This is a genomic window from Nocardia sp. NPDC051911, from assembly GCF_040681035.1.
GTDB classification, from domain to species: domain Bacteria; phylum Actinomycetota; class Actinomycetes; order Mycobacteriales; family Mycobacteriaceae; genus Nocardia; species Nocardia sichangensis.
On the sequence record NZ_JBFAXY010000005.1, the window covers coordinates 228,990 to 248,381 of the forward strand.

Annotated in this window: 19 protein-coding genes; 6 read left to right on the forward strand and 13 right to left on the reverse strand. The window is 67.6% G+C overall.

Annotated features, from left to right (window positions below; genetic code table 11):
* Positions 1–86 precede the first annotated feature (86 nt).
* From AB0L97_RS08700 to AB0L97_RS08720, 5 genes are all read right to left on the reverse strand, one after another.
* Complete coding sequence (locus AB0L97_RS08700; RefSeq protein ID WP_364426602.1) at positions 87–470, reverse strand: VOC family protein; 384 nt, start codon at positions 468–470, stop codon at positions 87–89.
* A 309-nt stretch (positions 471–779) separates the two neighbouring features.
* On the reverse strand, positions 780–1,655 hold the full coding sequence (locus AB0L97_RS08705) for a DUF4231 domain-containing protein (protein WP_364426605.1): 876 nt from the start codon (positions 1,653–1,655) through the stop codon (positions 780–782).
* A 134-nt stretch (positions 1,656–1,789) separates the two neighbouring features.
* The gene (locus AB0L97_RS08710; RefSeq protein ID WP_364426609.1) at positions 1,790–3,208 is read right to left on the reverse strand and encodes a hypothetical protein; all 1,419 of its coding nucleotides are present in this window, start codon (positions 3,206–3,208) and stop codon (positions 1,790–1,792) included.
* A gap of 168 nt (positions 3,209–3,376) precedes the next feature.
* The gene (locus tag AB0L97_RS08715) at positions 3,377–4,642 is read right to left on the reverse strand and encodes a cytochrome P450 (protein ID WP_355074441.1); all 1,266 of its coding nucleotides are present in this window, start codon (positions 4,640–4,642) and stop codon (positions 3,377–3,379) included.
* Between the two features lie 358 nt (positions 4,643–5,000).
* Positions 5,001–6,113: a hypothetical protein gene (locus AB0L97_RS08720; protein WP_355074125.1), complete on the reverse strand. Its 1,113-nt coding sequence runs from the start codon at positions 6,111–6,113 to the stop codon at positions 5,001–5,003.
* Between the two features lie 1,060 nt (positions 6,114–7,173).
* Between AB0L97_RS08720 and AB0L97_RS08725 the strand changes: the two genes are divergently transcribed.
* Both AB0L97_RS08725 and AB0L97_RS08730 read left to right on the forward strand, forming a co-directional pair.
* Positions 7,174–7,935, forward strand: coding sequence for a DUF4239 domain-containing protein (locus tag AB0L97_RS08725; RefSeq protein ID WP_355074127.1), 762 nt, complete (start codon positions 7,174–7,176; stop codon positions 7,933–7,935).
* A gap of 98 nt (positions 7,936–8,033) precedes the next feature.
* Entirely contained in the window at positions 8,034–8,927 is an 894-nt protein-coding gene (locus AB0L97_RS08730; RefSeq protein ID WP_364426614.1) for a hypothetical protein, read from the forward strand.
* An 86-nt stretch (positions 8,928–9,013) separates the two neighbouring features.
* Here AB0L97_RS08730 and AB0L97_RS08735 read toward each other — a convergent pair whose 3' ends face one another.
* Positions 9,014–9,775 carry a 3-hydroxyacyl-CoA dehydrogenase gene (locus tag AB0L97_RS08735; RefSeq protein ID WP_364426617.1) on the reverse strand — a complete coding sequence of 254 codons (762 nt, stop codon included), beginning with the start codon at positions 9,773–9,775 and terminating at the stop codon, positions 9,014–9,016.
* Positions 9,776–10,013: 238 nt separating this feature from the next.
* On the opposite strand from AB0L97_RS08735, the gene AB0L97_RS08740 reads away from it, so the two are divergent.
* Positions 10,014–10,865: a crotonase/enoyl-CoA hydratase family protein gene (locus AB0L97_RS08740; protein ID WP_364426620.1), complete on the forward strand. Its 852-nt coding sequence runs from the start codon at positions 10,014–10,016 to the stop codon at positions 10,863–10,865.
* A gap of 34 nt (positions 10,866–10,899) precedes the next feature.
* Here AB0L97_RS08740 and AB0L97_RS08745 read toward each other — a convergent pair whose 3' ends face one another.
* The 4 genes from AB0L97_RS08745 to AB0L97_RS08760 all read right to left on the reverse strand — a co-directional run bounded on the left by AB0L97_RS08745 (position 10,900) and on the right by AB0L97_RS08760 (position 14,342).
* On the reverse strand, positions 10,900–11,709 hold the full coding sequence (locus AB0L97_RS08745) for an alpha/beta fold hydrolase (RefSeq protein WP_364426623.1): 810 nt from the start codon (positions 11,707–11,709) through the stop codon (positions 10,900–10,902).
* A gap of 46 nt (positions 11,710–11,755) precedes the next feature.
* Complete coding sequence (locus AB0L97_RS08750) at positions 11,756–12,964, reverse strand: cytochrome P450 (RefSeq protein WP_364426626.1); 1,209 nt, start codon at positions 12,962–12,964, stop codon at positions 11,756–11,758.
* 33 nt (positions 12,965–12,997) lie between these two features.
* Positions 12,998–13,567 (reverse strand): fatty acid desaturase, encoded by a 570-nt coding sequence (locus AB0L97_RS08755; RefSeq protein WP_364426629.1) that lies wholly within the window; start codon positions 13,565–13,567, stop codon positions 12,998–13,000.
* 124 nt (positions 13,568–13,691) lie between these two features.
* On the reverse strand, positions 13,692–14,342 hold the full coding sequence (locus tag AB0L97_RS08760; protein ID WP_364426632.1) for a cyclase family protein: 651 nt from the start codon (positions 14,340–14,342) through the stop codon (positions 13,692–13,694).
* A 134-nt stretch (positions 14,343–14,476) separates the two neighbouring features.
* Here AB0L97_RS08760 and AB0L97_RS08765 point away from each other — a divergent pair, with 134 nt between their 5' ends.
* Positions 14,477–14,683, forward strand: coding sequence for a hypothetical protein (locus AB0L97_RS08765; RefSeq protein ID WP_355074149.1), 207 nt, complete (start codon positions 14,477–14,479; stop codon positions 14,681–14,683).
* On the opposite strand, the gene AB0L97_RS08770 is transcribed toward AB0L97_RS08765, so the two are convergent.
* Positions 14,667–15,584, reverse strand: coding sequence for an alpha/beta hydrolase (locus AB0L97_RS08770; protein WP_364426636.1), 918 nt, complete (start codon positions 15,582–15,584; stop codon positions 14,667–14,669). The two genes, AB0L97_RS08765 and AB0L97_RS08770, sit on opposite strands and share 17 nt — an antisense overlap.
* A gap of 129 nt (positions 15,585–15,713) precedes the next feature.
* A complete protein-coding gene (locus AB0L97_RS08775; RefSeq protein ID WP_364426639.1) occupies positions 15,714–16,490 on the reverse strand; it encodes a TetR/AcrR family transcriptional regulator in 777 nt (258 codons plus the stop codon).
* Positions 16,491–16,636: 146 nt separating this feature from the next.
* Here AB0L97_RS08775 and AB0L97_RS08780 point away from each other — a divergent pair, with 146 nt between their 5' ends.
* The gene (locus tag AB0L97_RS08780; RefSeq protein WP_364426642.1) at positions 16,637–17,623 is read left to right on the forward strand and encodes an oxygenase MpaB family protein; all 987 of its coding nucleotides are present in this window, start codon (positions 16,637–16,639) and stop codon (positions 17,621–17,623) included.
* Positions 17,624–17,687: 64 nt separating this feature from the next.
* Entirely contained in the window at positions 17,688–18,272 is a 585-nt protein-coding gene (locus tag AB0L97_RS08785) for a DUF2505 domain-containing protein (protein ID WP_364426645.1), read from the forward strand.
* 51 nt (positions 18,273–18,323) lie between these two features.
* Here the strand turns inward: AB0L97_RS08785 and AB0L97_RS08790 are convergent, their stop codons facing one another.
* A complete protein-coding gene (locus AB0L97_RS08790) occupies positions 18,324–19,388 on the reverse strand; it encodes an LLM class flavin-dependent oxidoreductase (protein ID WP_364426648.1) in 1,065 nt (354 codons plus the stop codon).
* Between the last annotated feature and the right edge of the window lie 4 nt (positions 19,389–19,392).

Below are 19,392 nucleotides of genomic sequence, written 5' to 3' on the forward strand. Positions count from 1 at the left end.
GTGGCCCGGCCCGCCACCCGGATAAGACATCCGCCGCATATGGCGCGATCGCTTCCGGCGCGGCAGGACCGGGCGCGGATGGAGTTTTACTCGTCCGGGAGCAACACCAGGCAGAACGTATGCCCCACCGGGTCGGCATAAACACGGAAGGCTCCATCGGTTTCGTCCTGCACGAGTGTCGCGCCCAACGCGAGCACAGCGGGCTCGGCTTGCTCGATATCGTCCACCAGGACGTCGAAATGTACTTGCTGTGACCCCTCGGGATCCGGGAAGCGCGGGGGCTGGTAGGCGGGCGCCGTTTGGAACGCGATGCGCCGACCTGATGCCTCGACCAGCACCACCCAGTCGTCGTCATCGTCCTCGAGCAGATCTCCCCCGAGCAACTCTTGATAGAACCTGGCGAGTTTGCGCGGCTGAGGGCAATCCAGCACGACGCTGCGCAACTGTCCGACCCCATTGTTCGATGCCATATTCCGACCTCCAGACCTATGCCATTCGTCGTTGCCTACCCGCGCCGCTCGGCGGCAAACGCGGGCGGTACATCCGAGCCCCGCGCCCGTCGCCGCTGCGACGGATCACACGGGCCGAAGGCAGGCCGGGCCGAACGCAAACGGCCCGCCCGGCGCTACGAAACACGCCGGACGGGCCGCTTCCCCGTTCGCCATGCGACGCCGCCACGTCACACAGCTTGATCATGGTAAGCGCCCACGCCTGGCATATCCGGCAGCCACGCCGGATCATCCGATGTCCGATCGATGCGGCACCGTCGTGCACGCAGGTCATTCGCCGTGCGAGGCTCGCCAGAGCGTGTGTTCGCGGCTGATCGCTTCCTCGGCATCGGATACGGCGTCGGCCCAAGCGGCTTCGGTGTCGTTCTGTTCCAAGACCTCGGCGACGATGCTCAATTCATTCGAGGCGACGGCATAGGCGGCGGCGCCGGTACTGTGCTGACGGGCCGACGACCAGGCGGCCAAGCCCGCCACCCCCGCCGCGAAAATGCCTGCGAGATCGAAGTTCACCGCGTTGAACGCCTTCGCCAGCGCTCCCGCGACACCCGCGACCTCGAAAACGAGTGCCAGCGTGCCGAACAACTGAGACCTGCGCTGGTGGTATCCGGATTTTCCCGCGTACCACCGTTGCTGTTCCCGGATGCGGTCGTTCAAGTAGACGCGGCGCCGTTCGTCGAACGGTGCGGAGCGCAGCCGCCGCATGCGATCGGTGATGGCCGGGGCGGTGGTCGGCCGCAACGCCAGCGCCGAGATATCCTGACGCAGCAGCATGAGTCGCTCGATCAACATCCGATCGGCCTCGCCCGGAGACAGCGTCCCGACGAACGGCGCACCCTGTACCGCGTACTTCCAGGTCAAGGTCTTCACCGATTCGGCGAGCGCGCGACCCTCGTACCAGGACTTACCCGGACGTCCGCGCAGAACGCCCACATCGACCGCGAGGATTCCGACGAAGGCCATCGCCGTGAGGATGGCCGCGATATCGGTGCCCGAAGCGCCGACGCGTATGGTGAATGCCGCGCACGCCGCCGCCACCACGGCCAGCCAAAGCCGAGCTCCGTAGGCGCGAAGATAGAACTTCTGGCCGTACAGCGACGCCGTGTCCGCGGACTGGAACAGCCCGGGGTAGTCGTCAGCCTGCCGCACGGGCCGCGGGACGCGTTCGAACCGACATGGCCGAAGCGTAACAGGCGACAGGTCCGTATCGAATCCTTTTGCGCTGCTTTAGAATTACGAGTAGACCATCGCCGATCGCCATTCCCGACCACGCATTCGCGACATCAACCACGGACTTGCAGATCCGCCATCAGATACCGGGTGGCGGCCCGATGACCGTCGGTCACGGCGATCCGGGCCGTCCGCGGGGTGGTGCCGGAATTCGGTGAGCGGCTGTCCATTCGCGACCAGTGATAGAGCACTTGCGCTTTCAGGAACGCCCGGTCACTCCGCTTGTCGCAGAGGAAGATGACTTCGGCAATGGGAAAGCGGTCGATCACACGTTGCAACTCGAATCGTGTTCCCGCGTTCGCCGGCACGTATCCGGCGAGGTCGAGCACGACGTAGTCGACCCGGGACAGCAGTGTGTCCACCGCCGCCTGCCAGAAGCTGACGTGGCAGAGGATCGAGCGAACGGGATAGCTGCCCGCGGGGTCGCGGACCTTGACCGCCAGATCGGTCACCCCGAGCAGCCGCCTGCGTCCGGGTGGAAACGGTACGTCCGAGTGTTTCGCCAGTTCTTCGCGCAACATGCGCGGCGACGCCACGAACATGGTGCGGAAGGCATTGCGCCTGCGCACGTCTCGCACCTCCTCCGGACTCACCGACGCGGCGCTGCGCAGGAGATGCACATACCCGAACTCGCGCCACGCGCCGCGCAGGAATTCCCGGGCGCGCGCCCGATTGTCGAACAGGCGCAGATAGGCGATCTGTACCGGCTTCGCGCCGATCACATTCGACCGCGGCGAAACCTCGCGAAGGTCTCCCCCGCCCCGCGGCGGGGTGGTGAACCGCACGGTGAGCGCCGGAATCTCGCTCGCGCGAGACCAAGTCGGGTCCGGGCCGATCGGGCTGATCCTGGCGCTGTAGGCGGGGTCTTTCGACCACTTCTCGACCGTCCGGCTCGCATTCCAACGCCGCCACCGCAGCGCGACCGATGCCAGCAATACCGCCGCCGACAGGACCATCAGGCCGAGGACGGCAGGCTCCAGTTCCGGCGCCGGACGTTGCGTTCCGTCGGGTTCCTCCACGGTCACCCCGTAGACCAGGACCAAGACGAACAGCGCGACCGGCACCACGCCCCAGAGCAACCGTCGGCTCGCGGCCGCGCCGTGACTTCGGACCTCCTGCACCGTGGCCATGTGCGTGTCCAGCGGCGGCACCAGCATGGCGATCTGATCGGGATCACGGTCCACGCGTCGCCGCAGCGATCGCGCCCGCAACCCCTGCGATGCGTCGGTGACGGCCTCCGCACCGGCGGCGAACGCCCCCACCCCCAGCACGGCCAGCGGAAACAGCACCAGCTGCCGCCACGTCGACAGGTCCACCGCGGGCACCCAGGCCGCCAGCAGCTGCGGCCCGCGAGCCCAGACCACGACAACAGCCGCCACGGCCGCCACGAATCGAACGGCGTTTCCAGCCGCCGACCGCAGCGACGCGGTCTCCTCGCCCCGGACGCGAGCGTACAACTCGCCGCCGCTCATTCCGCTGACCACCGCTGGCGTACCGTCCCGCCCCTGTGCCGACGAACATCCGTATACCGATGGCTGCGCCTGTCGCGCCGGCGATATCGCCGGGCATGTCAGCCGCTTTCACCGGCGAGCACCAGTATGGACCCGAGCCGGTGAAGACACATTCGTTATCGGCCGGGCCTATATGACGCGGACCGGCGCGGATTTCGGGAAGACGACCGGCAAGGCCATCAGTGCCCGGTGGAACGGTCCCGGCCGCCATTGCAGTTCGGCCTTGCCCAACTGGATTTCCGGCAGAGCGTCGAACAGCTGGTCGATGGCGTTCTGCACCGTCATGTAGGCGACGGATTTCGCCGGGCACGCGTGCGGACCCGCACTCCACGCCAGATGGGAACGATTGCCGATACGACTGCCACCTGGCTCGTCGGTCCCACGGATCTGAGGATCGTTGTTGCACCCGGCGAGGCTGATGACCACCGGCTGGTCCGCGGGCAACCAGACCCCGTCGACCATGATCGGCTGCCGCGGGTATGTCGTGCAGAAGTTCGCCATCGGCGGATCGTTGAACAAGACCTCGTCGAGCGCGTCGGTGGTGGACAGGTTCCGTCCGAGGACGTCACCGAAGCGGAACCGGTCGTCGGTGATCATCAGCAGCACGGCGTTGGTGATCAGATTGCGCTGCGCCTCGAATCCGGCCCCGTAGAAGCTCATCAGCTGGGCGAAGATCTCGATGTCGTCGAGTTCGGTCGAGTGGTGCGCCAGCCGCGAGGTGACGTCGTCGCCGGGATGTTGGCGCTTGAGCCGGATCAGCTGCATCAGCGCATCCTTGAGCATCTTCATGCCCTCGGGCCCCCGCACCGTGTCGAAGCGCGCGGCCATACCGGTGGCGACTCGCTCGCCGATCTCGGCCGGGCAGCCGACCATCTGGTTGAGGACTTCCAGGACCAGCGGAAACGCGTACTGGGTGACCAGATCGGCGGATCCGTCCGCGCAGAACGCATTGATCAACGGGACGGCGATCTGTTCGACCGTGGTAGGCACGTCGAACAAATCGATCCCGTCGATGGCGTCGACGGAAGCATGCCGGTAGCGATCATGGGCGAGTCCGGTGTTGTACCGTGCCGCCGGATACCACTCCATCATCGGCCGCACCGGAGAATCGTCGGGAATGGTCTTCTGCCAGGTGCGCGGATCGGCCGGGAAATGGTCGGGATCGCTGAGGATGCGCACCGCGGTCTGGTAGCCGATCACCAGGGTGGCAGGAACGCCGGGCGCCAGCTCGATCGGAACCAGCGAGCCGTGCTTGCTCCGCATCTCGCGGTAGGCATGGTGCGGGTCAGTGACGAACTCTTTCGTATACATCTGGACGCGCGGGGCGTCCGCTTCCGTCAAGGGTCCGTGCTGGACGGGGCACGCTCCGGTTCCAGTGGTGTGCGGCGCGGCCATCGGGGACTGTGGTGTGGTCAAGAACGTGACTCCAGGTAATGGAACTGCAATTCGACGAAAGTGATCTGTGAGCGGGTACACGTGCCTGCCGGGACCTGTCGTCCAGAGCTCGGCGACCCGCATACGCTAGCAACATAGCAACGCTCCGATCCCTCCGCTGACGAAGGCGGCGCCGACATACGGCCGAGAGGCACGTCGGGACAAGGCAATTCGCCGAATGTCGGCACGAAAGCATGCTGTAGGCGCTGGTCGGGAGCGCACGATCCGGTCGCCGCGCATCGGCTCCGGGTCGTGTTCCGCACCTGGGGGGCGTCGCCGCTCCCCTGCGGTCACGCGCGGTCGGCTACCGCACGGCAGATCACTGTTCGGGTCCCCCACCGCCGGCCAGGCCAACCGTCGTCGCGGCCGCCTGCCGCGCGTCGTCGACCGTGCATCGGCCGAGTCCGCAGGCAGTGGCGACACCGTAGGCCTCGCGTCCGGCGGCTTGCTCGAAGAGAGCGAGCGCGCGGGCGCTGTCCTCTTCGGAGTCCGGGGAGACGACACCGGCGATCACTTTCCAGTCGGGATCGAGTTTGCGCAGTGGTGCGTAGAACCGCGGGTCCAGCGGCGCCGGCTCGGCGCCGTAGGCGCACGGGATGTGCACCGGCGGCAGTGGTGTGCCCTGTTCACGCAGCAGCCGTGCCGTGCGGCCGAGCAGCTTCACCGCCGGAGTGAGGGTGCGCGGGGTGAGCAGGCTCTTGTGCTGATAGTCGCCGTAGCACAGGTGCACGATCGCTTCCGCGCCGATTCGGTGCATCCGGCCGAGGAAACCAGCGAGTTGCCGCGCGACGAGCGGTGCCAGGACCCACTGCGAACGTAGTCGTTCGGCCTTGACCATGCTCAGCAGTGCGATCGGCGACTCCAGCTGCCAGACCACGCGGTCACCGTACCGTTCGACGACCTCGGTCATCTCCTGAATCACCGCTTCGGTGAACACCGGCAGCTGCCGAAGCGCGCCGACCACGAGCCCGGAGCGCCGCACGGCGGGCCAGACGGGAAGCCCACCGGAGACCGCGGCGCCTGCGAAGACGAACATCGCCAGATCCAGCGGACTGGGTTGGCTGATCTGGACTTTCGTTCCGGCCAGCTCCGGACGGTCGCTCCGCAGCGATTCGAACGTGTCCACGACCTGGCCGATCCGCTCGACCCGGTCCATCGAGACGTGCCGCGGCTCCAACGTGCGCCCGGATCTCAGGCCGTAACTGGGGAAGTCGCTGTAGTCGGCGTACTCGCCGGGGCGGACGATCTCGAAGACGTCGGCATGCTGCTTGCGCGTGCGCAGATAGTCGAGAATCCAGTCCGGATCGAGATCGCAAGGCACGGCGGTCACCGGCCGTCCCTCGCTGTGGTCGGCAAACCATTGCATGACGGCACGATCACCCGTCATCAGCTCGGCAGGCAGGCTGCCGACATAATGCGCGTATCTGGTCATCTGTGGCTCTTCTGTTGTCTGGACGCGCGATCCGCGACCCGGGAGCATTCCCGTTACGCCGATCGGTAGCTGTGCAAGCGTACACGGACACGCCGGAATCCCGCACCCCCTGATGTTCCCACGCTATCGACCAGCGGATGAACGTTTCCGAAGCCGTTCCGCCGTCGCGGCAGGTGCTGCGGTGGCCGAGTCGGCCAGCCACTACGGACCGGGACCTGTTGTGTGCCAATGGCTTAACCCCATGCTTCGATGCGAGCCCCGAACGGCGGCGACTACCGCGACAAAAGCACCGGACGAACCCAACGCCCACCAGACCCGGCACAGCGGTCACTATTGCGCTGACTCCAGCAGGCGTGCAGCCGATACGGGGTGCTTGCCGGCATCGTTCGGTGATCGGCAAAGTCGCGGATCACGCACCCTTCGGCTGCGCAGCAGCAACTTCCTCGCACAACGCTGCCCCGGGGTCGGCACCGGTCACCGTAGTCCGGGGCGACCGACCGCAGCAGTCCGCGCCGCGTCCTGGACGAATTGCGGCGAGGCATTCCGAAAATTTCCCACGCGCAGGCGTATTCGCGGTCTACCATCGGTGTCGTCCGAACCGATTTGCTGGATAGGACAATTCGACGGCGCCTGGTCCGTATCGGCGTCGTGTCGTGTTATCGCTTTGCTGTGCACCACTGATCAGATCCGAACAGACGCAGACCATCGACAGCGTGCTCGTCGATCGTCTCGGTATCCATCTCGGGGGTGAGGGCCACGCATGACCATCGAAACGCCTGTCCGCGACAATTCCGGCTCGCCTGGTAGCCGCGACCCGCTGAGCGTCTCGACCGGCTCGCGGGATCGCGTGATGTCTCGTCGGCAGCGCTGAGAGCTTTCCGATCCGAGCATGATTCGCTCGGGATGACCAGGTCGCCGCAGTACCGCTGAGCGCAGGCGCATCGATCGACCTCGGACACGGCGATGCCCGGAATTCATCGAATCCGTAGTGCGACAAGCGCTGCGGTACGTCGCCGACGCGGCGGTCGCGAGAACCACTCAGACAGAATGGAGTCCCCGCATGGCCTTCGAGTTTCTCGTGCCCGCTCTCACCGCACTGGTCGCGGTGGTCGTCTTCGTGGCGGGGGATCGCCTACATCCGAAGGCATGGCGGCACACCGACGACGACACCGTCGGCGCGCTGGTGCTCAACTTGATCAACACGATCTTCATGGCGGTGGTGGCGTTCATCGTCGTGATCGCCTGGCAGCAGTACGACAACGCGCGCAATCACACCATCGCCGAAGCCAAATCGCTCATCGACACCTACTGGGCCGCGCACGGGATGCCCGAACCCGACCACACGCGCATCCAAGGACTGGTGCGCGATTACACCGAGCAGGTTCTCACCGCGGAATGGGCCGTGATGGCCGACGACGGTCATCTCAGTCAATCCACCCAGGACACCCTCGATACCCTGCGCGACGCCGTTGCCGCGGTGAATCCGGCCGATCCCGAGGTCGACACACTTCGCACCAGTGCGCTGACCAGCCTCGACGCGGTGGCGCAGGCACGTGCCGATCGCGCGCTGGACGCCGGTTACCGCGTTCCCGGCTTCCTCTACCTGGCCATGTGGATCTGCACGGTCCTGCTGCTGTTCAGCGTGGTCCTCTCCGGCGTCCAGGTCACCAAGCGCACCGTCGTGACAACCGCGCTGCTCGGCGCCATCGTCGGCGTGGTGATCCGGGCGATCTACAACCTCGACGAGCCGTTCTCCGGTGGGAACGTGGTCCCGAAGGAGGCCTTCGAACTCGCACTGTCCCGGTACCAGCACACGACGTGATCTTCCGGCCGGTTCCGACTACGACGAGGCGACTGCACATGCGACGCGAGCGAAACACATCTCGAACACCGAGAATGGCCAAGGGATTGGCCGCTGCGATGCTGCCCCTGACCATAGCGGCACTCGTGGCCCAGCCGCTGGAAGCCTCGGCGGAGGCACCGCCGTGGCCGCCGTTCGGCGACCTCGCCACCGGGAGTGCGGGGACCGGATCCGAGCCGGTGGGCGCCTTCGCGGGCGGTGGTTCCAGCGACCGCCCCGCCACATCGTCCGGTAGCGCCGCTGCCGAAGGTGAGACGTCCGGTGGGTCCCTGAGTCTCGGCCCGATTCGGCTGCCTTCCGGCAGCGCCGGCCTCGTCGCCACCGGCAGCGCCGGGACCGCCGGCGCTCGCGGCGGTCCGCTCGCCACCGGCGATGCGGAAACCGGCGGCGCAGCACGCCCGGCGCCCCACTCGGACGTCACGGCGGAACAACCGGCCGCGACGCCGGGAGTCGACACCGGCAGCGTCCAGCTGGCGTGCACCGGCAGCGCCGTGACGGGCAGCGCGTTGCTCCTGCTCGGGCTCGTGACCGGCAGCGGTTTCGGCTCCCTCGTACCTGGTCTCATAGGCCCCGGATCGAGTGGATCGGGCGTGGGCAGCGCCGCCGCAGGCAGTGCCGCTACCGGCAGCGCAGTGCTGACGTGTCTTCTGCTGCTTCCCACCACCCCGCCCCCGCCCATGAGCCCCCTCCAACTCGGTCCGCCTGCCCCGGAACTCCCTATCGTTCCGGCTCCCGCAGCTGCCCCTACACCGATACCGCCGCAGGCCGAACGTCCCCTACCCGAGCCGCGCCCTGCCCCACAGAACCGGACACGCGGACGGGACATCCAACCCGCCGAACCGGCCCCCGACCCGGCCGTCTGGAACCTCATGAGGCTGATGACAGTGCTGGTGGTCACCGTCATCACCGTCGTCGGTATCCGCCTCGCACCCGGCCCCAGACGAACCCGTTAGATCTCCGATCCGCGCAAGGATGGTGCGGGTGCCGAAACAACCGGCACCCGCACCGTCCTCACTACTCGGAGTCCCTCCGGCACACCTCAGCGGGGCGCCATCCGGATGGCGCCGTCGAGACGGATGGTCTCGCCGTTGAGCATCGGGTTCTCCACGATGTGGCGCGCGAGCGCGGCGTATTCGCTGGGGTCGCCCAGGCGCGAGGGGTGCGGGACCTGAGCGCCGAGGGACGCGATGGCCTCGTCCGGCAGCGTGGCGAACAGCGGAGTGTGGAACAACCCTGGCGCGATGGTCACGACCCGGATCTCGATGGCCGCGAGGTCACGCGCCACCGGCAGGGTCAGGCCGACGATTCCACCTTTGGACGCCGAGTACGCCGCTTGCCCGATCTGGCCGTCGAAGGCCGCCACGGACGCGGTGTTGATGATGACACCGCGCTCCTCACCCACCGGATCGGTCTTCGCGATCCGTTCGGCGGCCAGCCGGATCACGTTGAAGGTGCCGATCAGGTTGACGTTGACGACCTTGGTGAAGTCCGCCAGCGGGAACGCCCCGTTCTTGCCCACGGTCTTGATGGCATTGCCGATACCCGCGCAGTTGACCGCGATCCGCAGATCGCCCAGCTCCTGCGCGGCGTCGAGGGCCGCTGTGACCTGCTCCTCGTTCGTGACGTCCGCCGCCGCGAAGACCACGCCGTCGCCGAGTTCTTTGGCGACGGCCTCGCCGGAGGACGACGGCAGGTCGATGATCACGACCTTCGCTCCCTTACCGTGCAGCTCCCGCACGGTCGCCAAGCCCAGTCCCGACGCACCACCGGTCACGGCCGCGACCGAGTTGCTGATCTCCATCCCACTCCTCTTCTCCGGGTTGTCGAACGACAGCGCGAAACGCCGTCCGACTGGTCCGCGCTGTCACCCCGACACGGGGAGCCAGGCGCCGTGACCAATCGAGACACGGCGACAGGCTAACCGTACGGGCAGCGCTAAGTAAACAGTCATTCTCCTTCGAATCGATACGCCGGTCGTCCAATGTCACCCGAACCCCCTGCAAGAGCGCGGAAATCGTCGTGATGGCAAGCTGTTGGTTATGGCCGATATTCGCCTGGACGTCTCCGACGCCATCGCCACCATCACACTCGACCGCCCGCGGCAGCTCAACGCGTTCACCACCGCGATGGGCGCGGAGCTGATCGATGCCTTCGATACCTGCGACCGGGACGATCGAATTCGCGCCGTGATCATCACGGGCGCCGGACGCGCCTTCTGCGCGGGCGCGGACCTGTCAGCGGGTGCGGAGACCTTCGTCGCGGGCGACCAGGACGCCGCGGAGTCCTTCCGCGACAGCGGCGGCGAGGTCGTCCTGCGCATGTTCGAATCTCGCAAGCCCATCATCGCCGCCGTCAACGGCCCCGCCGTCGGCGTCGGCATCACCATGACGCTCGCCGCGGACTTCCGCATCGCCGTCGACACCGCCCGCATCGGGTTCGTCTTCAATCGACGTGGCATCGTTCCCGAGTCCTGCTCCAGCTGGTTCCTGCCCCGGCTGGTCCCCATGCAGACCGCACTGGACTGGGTGTACTCGGGCCGCCTCGTCGACGCGAGCGAGGCCCGCGAAGCGGGATTGTTCTCCGCGCTGCATCCGGCGGACACCCTGCTCGACGAGGCGCGTGCGCTCGCGCGCCGCGTCACCGAGCATTCCGCGCCGGTCTCGGTAGCCCTGTCCCGGCAGATGCTGTGGCGCAACCTGGGCGCCGAGCATCCGATGATCGCGCACCGCATCGAGTCCCGCGGCATCTACCACCGAGGCGCGAGCGCCGACGCCAGGGAAGGCGTGACCGCCTTCCTGGAGAAGCGCCCCGCGCGCTTCCCCGACAGCGTCGATCGCGACCTCCCGGACCTTTTCGGCGACGATCTCGCGGTCCCGCCGTTCCGGCCGTGAGTCTCTCGGCGCTGATCACCGACCTGTCGGTGCGTCAGGATCCGTCGACGGTGGCGAGGAACTCCCGCAGCAACGCGGTGATCGCCGCGGGTTGTTCCAAGCTGCTGGTGTGACCGCAATCCGCGATGGTGTGCAGGCGCGCGCCCGGGATCGACGCGGCGATGCGCTCGGATCGCGCGGGCGGCGTCGCGCTGTCGTCGGCGCCGACAGCGACGAGCGTCGGCATCGTGATGGCCGCGATCTCGTGTTCCACCGAAGCCCGGTCGGCCACGCCGAGGACTGCCCTGCGAACGGCGGCACGATCACAGCGCCGCAGGCGTGCGGCCCACGCATCGATGACGGGCCGATTCGCGGGGTCGGCGCGGAAACTCGGACCGAAAAGGTGCGGTTCGATGCTGTCCAGCACCGGTTTCGCGCCGAACAGGCGCAACGCGAGCGCGAGCCGCTTGTACTCCCCGATCTTGCCGGGGTCCTCCGGCTCGGCGCTGCTGTCCAGCAACGTCAGTGAGCGCAGCAGCGTGCCGTGCCGCGCCGCGATCCGCTGCCCGACGAAGCCGCCCATGGACAGACCGACCCAGTGCACCGGAGCGATCCCGAGTCGCCGGATCACCGCGACGGCGTCACCGGCGAGGGTGTCCATGTCGTAGCCGTGAGCCGTCGCCGGGGTCGCGCCCTGGCCTCGCCAGTCGATCGCGACGCAGCGATAGTGCTCGCGCAGCACCTCGATTTGCGGCTGGAACATCCAGCCGCCGAACAGCAGTCCGTGACCGAACACCACGGTGGCCGCCTCCGGGCGGTCGCGCGGCGTTCCGGTGTCGGCATAGGCGATCGGCACGCACGCCATCGACCGTTATCGTGGGCATGAGTTCGTCCTGCTCCGAAAAATCGCGCTACACCGAAATGGACAGTTCCGCGGGTCCACGCACGTTGATCCGTCCGTTCCAGCGCAATTCGTCGATGGTCGCCTCGGGGAACCGCCGCACGAAGCGAGTGAAGACGGCCCGGGCCTCTAGCCGGACCAGCGCCGCGCCCAGGCAGTGATGGATGCCCGCGCCGAACGAAAGGTGCTGCTGCGCGTTCGGCCGGTCGAGGCGCAGCTCGTCGCCGTCGACGCCCCAGAACTCGGGATCGCGATTGGCGGCGCCGACGCAGGCGAGCACCAGGCTGCCCGGCGGAATCACCGAGCCGCCGATCGGCATGGACTCCACGGTGATCCGGCGCATCAGTTGCACGGGGGTGTCGTATCGGAGCAGTTCGGCGACGGCGTTCTCGGCGAGTGCGGGGTCTTCCCGGAGTCGTCGTGCCTGGCCGGGGTGGCGCAGCAGGGCGAGGACGCCGTTCGCGAGGTGGTTCACGGTAGTCTCGTGACCAGCGATGTAGAGCAGCATGACCTGGGCGACCAGCTCGTCCTCGCTCAGCACATCGCCATCGTGTTCGGCGGTGATGAGCCTGCTCAGCAGGTCGTCGCCGGGTGCGGCGCGTTTCCAGCGGACCAGGTCGCCGACCATGGCGAACAGTTCCTGGTTGGCGGACCGGACCTTGGCCTGCAAGGCGGGATCGGGCAGTGGTTCCAGCGCCAGCACGAGTATCGCGGTGAGTTCGCGCAGCCTGGTGTGCTCGACCACCGGGACGCCCAGCATCTCGGAGATGATCGCGAAGGGCACCGGGAACGCCAGTCCCGCGACCACATCCGCGGTGCCCGCCTCGGCGATGCGGTCCAGGGCGGCATCGACGAGTGCCTCGGCCCTGGGCCGCAACGCCTCGATCGCGCGGGGTGTGAACGCCTTGGCGACGAGGCGGCGCAGGCGGGTGTGATCGGGCGGATTCCGGTCCAGCATGGACAGTCCGCGCATCATGCGGTTTTCCTTGCCGAGCTCGCCGCTGTCGCTTTTCCAGGTCGGCAGACGGGTCAGATCCTGTTCGTCGACCGACTGCGCCGACCGCTGCAGCGCGGCGGCATCCTCGTACTTCGACACGATCCAGAATCCGAGCGGGTGCTCGTGCACGGGTGCGGCGGCCCGCAGCCGGTCGTAGTGCGGATAGGGATTCTCGGCGAAGCCCGCGGCGAACGGATCGAACACGAAGCTGTCGGTGGTCACGGCCACTCCTCCTGGTTCACGAGTTGACCAGTTTCACGTTGCGCATGGTGACAAGTGCCGTGGCGCACAATGTTTCGTCCTCGTCGCGGACCGAGAAGACGTCCGTGGCCGCGATGGTGATGAGTGCTCGTGGCGACGCATCCACAGGAAATGCGAATGCGCCAGGCCGCGCAGCGTTCCGCGTAGACCACCGCCGGAAAGGTTCGGCGAGTGCGGATCTCCTTCGCGATCGCTGTATTCGTGATGCCGCCGATGCAGGGCCACCCAGGACACCACGCCGCCCTGTCCGGCCATCGAGCCGAGCACCGCCAGCACCGCGGCGACCCACGGCGCCGCCGTGAACGTGCGATGGGTGAACAGCCGGTGGTAGCCGACGGTCACGCCGAGGCCGGTGGCCAGCCACATCGAGAACAACAGCAGGAATTCGGTCAGGCCGAACGGATGCACCCGGAGAAAGGCGAACGCAAAAGCCGTGCCGAGAATCGGCAGAATATCGAATAGCAGGAAGTGCCGACGTTGCAGCCGATGAATGTAAGGACTGCTGATCGTCTTCCTGCGGGGTTCCGGCTTCTCGCCGTTCGGATCACTGTCTTCGGCAATCACTCGACTACACCTCGTCGGTCCAGGGGCCCGATCTCGCCGGCGGGACCGCTCGACCGTAACCCCGCCGGCGAGAGGAACTTCGGCAGAGCAAGAGCCCCCGATCGTGGGATCGAAAGCGTCTATGTCACCACCACGCCACGACGCGCAGCGGAAACGAGCCCATCCCGCGCACCGGCGCAGGCAGTGCGACGAGTCTGGCGCCGGTGCCGGGGAGCGCGTCCAGGTTCGTCATCTGCTCGATGATCGGGATTCCCGCGCCCAGCAGCGTGTGATGGCACGGACGTGTCGGCAACGACGTGTCGTCGACGTCGAGCGAGTCGATGCCCACCAACGCCACATTGGCGGCGACCAGCGCATCGGCGACCTCACCGATCAGGAACGGATGCCCGGGCTCCCGGTACGCGGCCGAACCCCACTCGACCGACCAACCGGTGTGCACCAGCACCGCCTTGCCCCACAGGAGCGCGGGATCACCGAGCAGGTCGGGGCCCACCGCGCGCAGTCCCCGCGCGCGGATAAGGACGATCGGCACGTTGAACAGCCGTTCCAACGGCAACTCGGCGATGTCGGCGCCTTCGGCGTGGAAATGGTAAGGCGCGTCGATGTAGGTCCCGGTGTGGCCGACCATATCCACGCGTGCGATGTCGTAGGCCATGTCGATCAGCGGCGATCGGTCGCGCGCCACGGCCGTGGTGACGCGTGGTGCGGGCAGGCCCGGATAGGTGAGCATGCCGTCCGAGACCGGATGCGACAGCTCCACGATCGCTCGGCTCATACCTGGGACGCTACCGGCCGATCCCGTGCCCGTACACGGAGTCGTCGCGGGGCCGGACGCGGTGAAAGCGCCGATCGCGATCGGCACATGCGCGTCGCGCCGAAGAAGCGCAGAATGGACACCGGAAGGTCATCATGCGAGCGCTACAGGGCCTGCTCGGCGTCGTGCTGGGGATCCTCACGGCCGTGCTCGGCACGGTACTGGGGCTGGTCGCGGCCGTGCTGTGGCTCGTCGGCGCGATCCTATGCGTGACGGTGATCCTGCTTCCCCTCGGTCTGCCGGTCACCAAACTCGCCCGCCGCCTGTTCACCCTCTCCCGGCAACTCATGCATCTGCCCTGACGGCCGTCGCCGCGGGTCGGTCGATCAGGTTTCGTATGGCTTCGATGACGGGGCCGGGCATCTCCTCCGGCAGGAAGTGTCCGCACCGCACGGTCCCGGCGCGAAGATCGTTCGCCCATCCCGACCAGATCGATAGGGGATCGAACGGAAGCACGACCTCGCCCGGATCCTGCCAGAGCGCGGCGACGGGCATGGTCAACCGGCGGCCCGCACGACGATCGGCTTCGTCGTGGACGTTGTCGATGGAGGCGCTGGCCCGATAGTCGGCGCACACCGCGCGAACGGCGCCGGGCGCGCGGGCAGCCGCGAGGTATGCGGCGCGGGCTTCCCCGGGAATCGCGCCGGGTATCCGGCACCAGTCGTCGAGGAAGTGCCCGAAGAACAGATCGGGGTCGGCTCCGATCATGCGCTCGGCCACGTCGGAAGGTTGTGCGAGCAGGTACAGATGGAAGGCGAAGATGCCGGATGTCCCGTGCAGGGTGGACCACATGTCCGCGGCGGGCAGCACGTCCAGAATCGCGAGATGGCTGATCGCGTCCGGGTGGTCCAAACCTGCACGGAACGCGACCAATCCTCCTCGATCGTGGCCGGCGAGCGCGAATCGCTCATGGCCCAGCGCCCGCATGAGCCCGATGATGTCGGCGGCCATCGTCCGTTTCGCGTAGGTGCTGCCATCCGGCTCGCCGACGGGCTTGTCGCTGTCGCCGTAGCCGCGCAGATCAGGGCAGATCACCAGATGGTCGCGAGCGAGGTCCGTCGCGACGTGCCGCCAAGCGAAATGGGTCTGCGGAAAGCCGTGTAAGAGCACGATCGGGGCGCCTGCTCCGGCCATGGCTACGTGGAGACCGATATCGCCGACCGTCACGCGATCGTAGGCGAATCCAGCAATCCTGTTGCGCATCTCTCGGACAGTAGGACATGGCACCGACAAGCTCTGGGCACGTGCACCGGTCGAAAACCACTGCGGCGCTGTCGATCGTCAGCGAGAACTGAGATCCCCGGCTTATCGCGTGCGGCCGAACAGTAGCCGCTATCGGGAGCGGCTAACCCCGCCGGGATGCGGGAACAACAACGGTGCGAGAAAACGCCGGGCGAACTCCTTCGCCGCCGCGGCGTCGGCGAGCGGGAGCGCGCCGCGCGGATTCGAGATGAACGACATCGTCAGGCGGACGAACAGCTCGGCGACCACCTCGGCGTCGAAGACGCCCAGCTCGCCCCGCTTCTGCCAGTGCACGATGAAGCGCGCCACCAATGCCCGTCCCTGCTCGATGAATTCGTCACCGGTGAGGAAACGGGTGAGTTCCCCTGCCGCGGACGAGACGCGAAGGCTGCGCGTCAGCAACCGGGGGGCCTTCGCCTCGCTCACGAACGCCGAGAACATCTCCGCCAGCGCGCTGACCGGACCCGCCGAGCGCTGCACCGCCTCGGCCACGATGATCCCGACCCGTTGCGACTCGGCCATGAGGGCGTAGCGGACCAGCGCGGACTTGGTGCCGAAACGGCGATAGACCGTGGCGACGCCGACACCGGCCTGCTCGGCGATGCGGACCATGGTCGTCTCCTCGAAACCCACCTCGGCGAAGCAGTCGCGGGCGGCCTCGACGATGCGGCGAGATCGGGCGTCCAGCGCGACGAGATCGGCCCATACATCGCCCACCGCGGCCAGAAACTCCGGGACGGTCTGGTCACCGCCGCGTCCCTGCGGGCGCGTGGCGGAATGCGGTTCGGCCGGGCCCACGTCACCCGCGGTCTTGTTCCGCCTGGTGCTCGTCTCGGGCTTGCTCGAATCGTTTCGCTGCGCCCTCATCGGCGTGAGCCTACCGCCCGTCCCGTGCGGCGCCTCACCACCACCGTCGGCTCTTCCGCGTCCCCGCATGCGGGGACCCGTTCACCACGTCCACAAATGATAGTCTTGAAGCCATATCACTATCACCCGTAGTTCAGAGGTGACCCATGACGACGAACGCAGAGCTGCCCGTTGTTTCAGAGCCCGGCGTCGGCGCGGCGCCCTTCGATCGGGTTCGCCCCGAGGTCCTCGCCGAGTTCCGCAGGCATACCGGCAGCGTGCTGTCGGGCGTCTTCGCCGGCGCCGCCTTCGACCAGGTCGCGCTCGTCCCCGTCGCCGCCGCCGTCGACCGTACCGGCCGCTTCGCCGCGAACTTCGCCGATCGTGGCGTACGTTCGAGTTTCTCGGCCCTGCTGGCGATGTGGGGCGACCCTGCCGACCGGCTGGCCGAGGCCGAGTGGCTCAAACAGCGCCACCGTGACGTGCACGGCCGGGGTCGCGGCGACTATCACGACGTCCGCTACAGCGCCCTCGATCCGCAGACATGGATCTGGGTGGGGGTGAGCGGGATGTTCGTCGCGCTGAACACCTTCACCTACTGCACCGGGACGGTGCTGCGCCCGGAGGAGAAGGAAGCCGCCTATCAGATGCTGCGCGAGGGGTTTTCCGGGCTGGAGTTGGCGGCGCGGTCGGGCAAGCTACCCCCGGACCTGGCGTCGGCGACCGAATACTACGACGCGATGGTGGAGCGGGAGCTGTCCTCGAACCCGTTCCTGGTCGAGCAGTTCGCGGGCCTGACCCGGCTCCCGTTGCCCACCCTCGGGCTGCCGCAGCTCGTTCGCACCGTGCTCATGCCGTTGTGGCTGCTGCTACGCCCTTTCACCGGTCACGTGATCCAGGTGTGCTCGGCCGAGGTCATGCACCCCGGCGTCCGCCGCATGGTCGGGTTCGAGCTGAAGCGGCGCCACCACCTCGAGTTCGCCGTGTACGTCCGTGTGCTGCAAGCGGCATGGCGTCTGCTGCCGGATCGGTTGCTGCTGCTCCCGCTGGCCTACAACCGCCTGCGATACGAGAAGCTCGTCCGCTATCACCGCAAGTACGCGCTGGACTCCTTCGCGCCGCCCCCGGGCTCGACGGGCGGTTGCCCGGTCTGAGACGGCCACTCCCCGCCGGGGGCAAGGCACGCCGCACCGCACCGGAAGGCATACCGGACTGGGTATGCAGGTGTCGAAGCTGGTGCTTGCCAAGGTGATTCAGCGGATCCGGCGGCACGGCTCGGCGATTCACCGGCTCGGGCAGGCGGCGCGGCAGGTAGCGTGTGCCGATATGGCGACCCCCTTGGCGTACACGGCCACCTACTCCCATCCGGCCGACGCGCTTCGCGCGGCGCTGGCCGACGAGCGGTACTGGAAAGACCGCGTCGAGGAAGTCGGCGGAGTTCTCGTGGAGTTCGATGCCGCCGAGGACCGTTTGCACGTGCGAATGGTGCAGACCATAGCGGCGGCCGAGTTGCCCGGCGCCGTCACCGCGGTGCGCCCCGAGGGTCTGGTCGTCACCCGCACCGAGACCTACACCCAGGAGGGCGGCAGTTTCGACGCCGACGTCGAGGGTGTGCCCGCGCGGGTGAGCGGCACCGTCCGGCTCACCGAGCAGGATGCCGCCGCGGTGGCGGTCGTGGACGGCGCGGCCGAGGTGGGGATCCCGTTGTTCGGCAAGAAGATCGAAGCGGCCGTCGTCGCACGGCTGGTCGACATGCTCGCCGCGGAAGCGGAATTCACCGATACCTGGATCACGAACCACTGACACGTCGACCGGCACCCGGAATCGATCGGGCAGTCGATCGGGCATCAAGGATCACGCGGGGGCGGCCACCTCACCGGTCTGGTGCTCTGTACCGGTCGCGGTCCGACGACCCAGCGCCGGCGCGATCAACTCCACGGTGTCGTGCAGGATCTGCTCGTAGTCGGCGCGGTGGAACTCGTACGGAAGCTCCAGTCGCAGTTCCGAAGTCTGCGCGAGCACCGGATCGGCCCGCAGCCGATCGATGATCTCCTCGGCGGGCCCGACCAGGTCCGGGGCGAACAGGACGCGCCGCGGCCCCTGCGGCCCGAGGGGGCGCTCGCGCCTGCTCTCCGCGTACTGCCAGTACCGCTCGCGAGTCGCGCGGTCGGCGCTGTCGAACGGAACGATCACCCGTCCCACCGCGACCCGGGCTGGCCGAGCCGGATCCACCAGTCCGCGGTACTCGCCGATCAGGCTCGACTGGGTGGTGGTGAAATCGTCGCTGTGCTCGCCGAACACGATGTTCCCCGTCAGGAGGTTCAGCCCGTTCTCCCCTGCCCAGCGCACCGAACGGGTGCTGGCCCCGCCGTACCACAGCCGGTCGATCAAACCGGGATTGTGCGGCTGTAACCGCGGCCGCTGGGTGTTGCCCGGGGAGTGGATCACCGTGTCGGCGTCACCGAGATAGTCGCCCCGCAGGTTCTCGATCAGCCGGGCGATCCGTCCGTAGGAAAGGTCGTAGGTGCGCCAGTCCCCGTCGAAGACCAGGCCGCCGAGCAAGTCGGCATGCGGCGGCGTGCCCGCACTGAAACCGGCTTGCAACCGGCCCCGCGACAGCACATCCGCCAGCGACAGATCCTCGGCCAGCCGGAACGGGCTTTCGTAGCCGATGGGAATCACGGCCGTGCCCAATTGGATTCGACTGGTGCGCTGACCGGCGGCGGCCAGGAACACCGCTGCCGACCCGACGCCGTGCTCGAGATGACGCTGCCGGATCCACGCACCGTCGAAACCGAGGCTTTCGCCGTACTCGAACAGCCGTAGCGTGTCCTCGAGCCCGGAGTACGGATCGTCGTCGGGATAGTTGCCCGGCGTCAGGAACGACAACGTCCTGGTCCGAGGTGTCGTGTCGCTCATCGGT

What these genes read in the sequence shown, in the direction of transcription:
- AB0L97_RS08775 (WP_364426639.1), bottom strand. Translation starts at nt 16,490, where the DNA reads ATGAGGGCGCAGCGAAACGATTCGAGCAAGCCCGAGACGAGCACCAGG.
- AB0L97_RS08735 (WP_364426617.1), bottom strand. Translation starts at nt 9,775, where the DNA reads ATGGAGATCAGCAACTCGGTCGCGGCCGTGACCGGTGGTGCGTCGGGA.
- AB0L97_RS08740 (WP_364426620.1), top strand. Translation starts at nt 10,014, where the DNA reads ATGGCCGATATTCGCCTGGACGTCTCCGACGCCATCGCCACCATCACA.
- AB0L97_RS08710 (WP_364426609.1), bottom strand. Translation starts at nt 3,208, where the DNA reads ATGAGCGGCGGCGAGTTGTACGCTCGCGTCCGGGGCGAGGAGACCGCG.
- AB0L97_RS08780 (WP_364426642.1), top strand. Translation starts at nt 16,637, where the DNA reads ATGACGACGAACGCAGAGCTGCCCGTTGTTTCAGAGCCCGGCGTCGGC.
- AB0L97_RS08770 (WP_364426636.1), bottom strand. Translation starts at nt 15,584, where the DNA reads ATGCGCAACAGGATTGCTGGATTCGCCTACGATCGCGTGACGGTCGGC.
- AB0L97_RS08720 (WP_355074125.1), bottom strand. Translation starts at nt 6,113, where the DNA reads ATGACCAGATACGCGCATTATGTCGGCAGCCTGCCTGCCGAGCTGATG.
- AB0L97_RS08790 (WP_364426648.1), bottom strand. Translation starts at nt 19,388, where the DNA reads ATGAGCGACACGACACCTCGGACCAGGACGTTGTCGTTCCTGACGCCG.
- AB0L97_RS08760 (WP_364426632.1), bottom strand. Translation starts at nt 14,342, where the DNA reads ATGAGCCGAGCGATCGTGGAGCTGTCGCATCCGGTCTCGGACGGCATG.
- AB0L97_RS08730 (WP_364426614.1), top strand. Translation starts at nt 8,034, where the DNA reads ATGCTGCCCCTGACCATAGCGGCACTCGTGGCCCAGCCGCTGGAAGCC.
- AB0L97_RS08785 (WP_364426645.1), top strand. Translation starts at nt 17,688, where the DNA reads ATGCAGGTGTCGAAGCTGGTGCTTGCCAAGGTGATTCAGCGGATCCGG.
- AB0L97_RS08765 (WP_355074149.1), top strand. Translation starts at nt 14,477, where the DNA reads ATGCGAGCGCTACAGGGCCTGCTCGGCGTCGTGCTGGGGATCCTCACG.
- AB0L97_RS08745 (WP_364426623.1), bottom strand. Translation starts at nt 11,709, where the DNA reads ATGGCGTGCGTGCCGATCGCCTATGCCGACACCGGAACGCCGCGCGAC.
- AB0L97_RS08715 (WP_355074441.1), bottom strand. Translation starts at nt 4,642, where the DNA reads ATGGCCGCGCCGCACACCACTGGAACCGGAGCGTGCCCCGTCCAGCAC.
- AB0L97_RS08700 (WP_364426602.1), bottom strand. Translation starts at nt 470, where the DNA reads ATGGCATCGAACAATGGGGTCGGACAGTTGCGCAGCGTCGTGCTGGAT.
- AB0L97_RS08725 (WP_355074127.1), top strand. Translation starts at nt 7,174, where the DNA reads ATGGCCTTCGAGTTTCTCGTGCCCGCTCTCACCGCACTGGTCGCGGTG.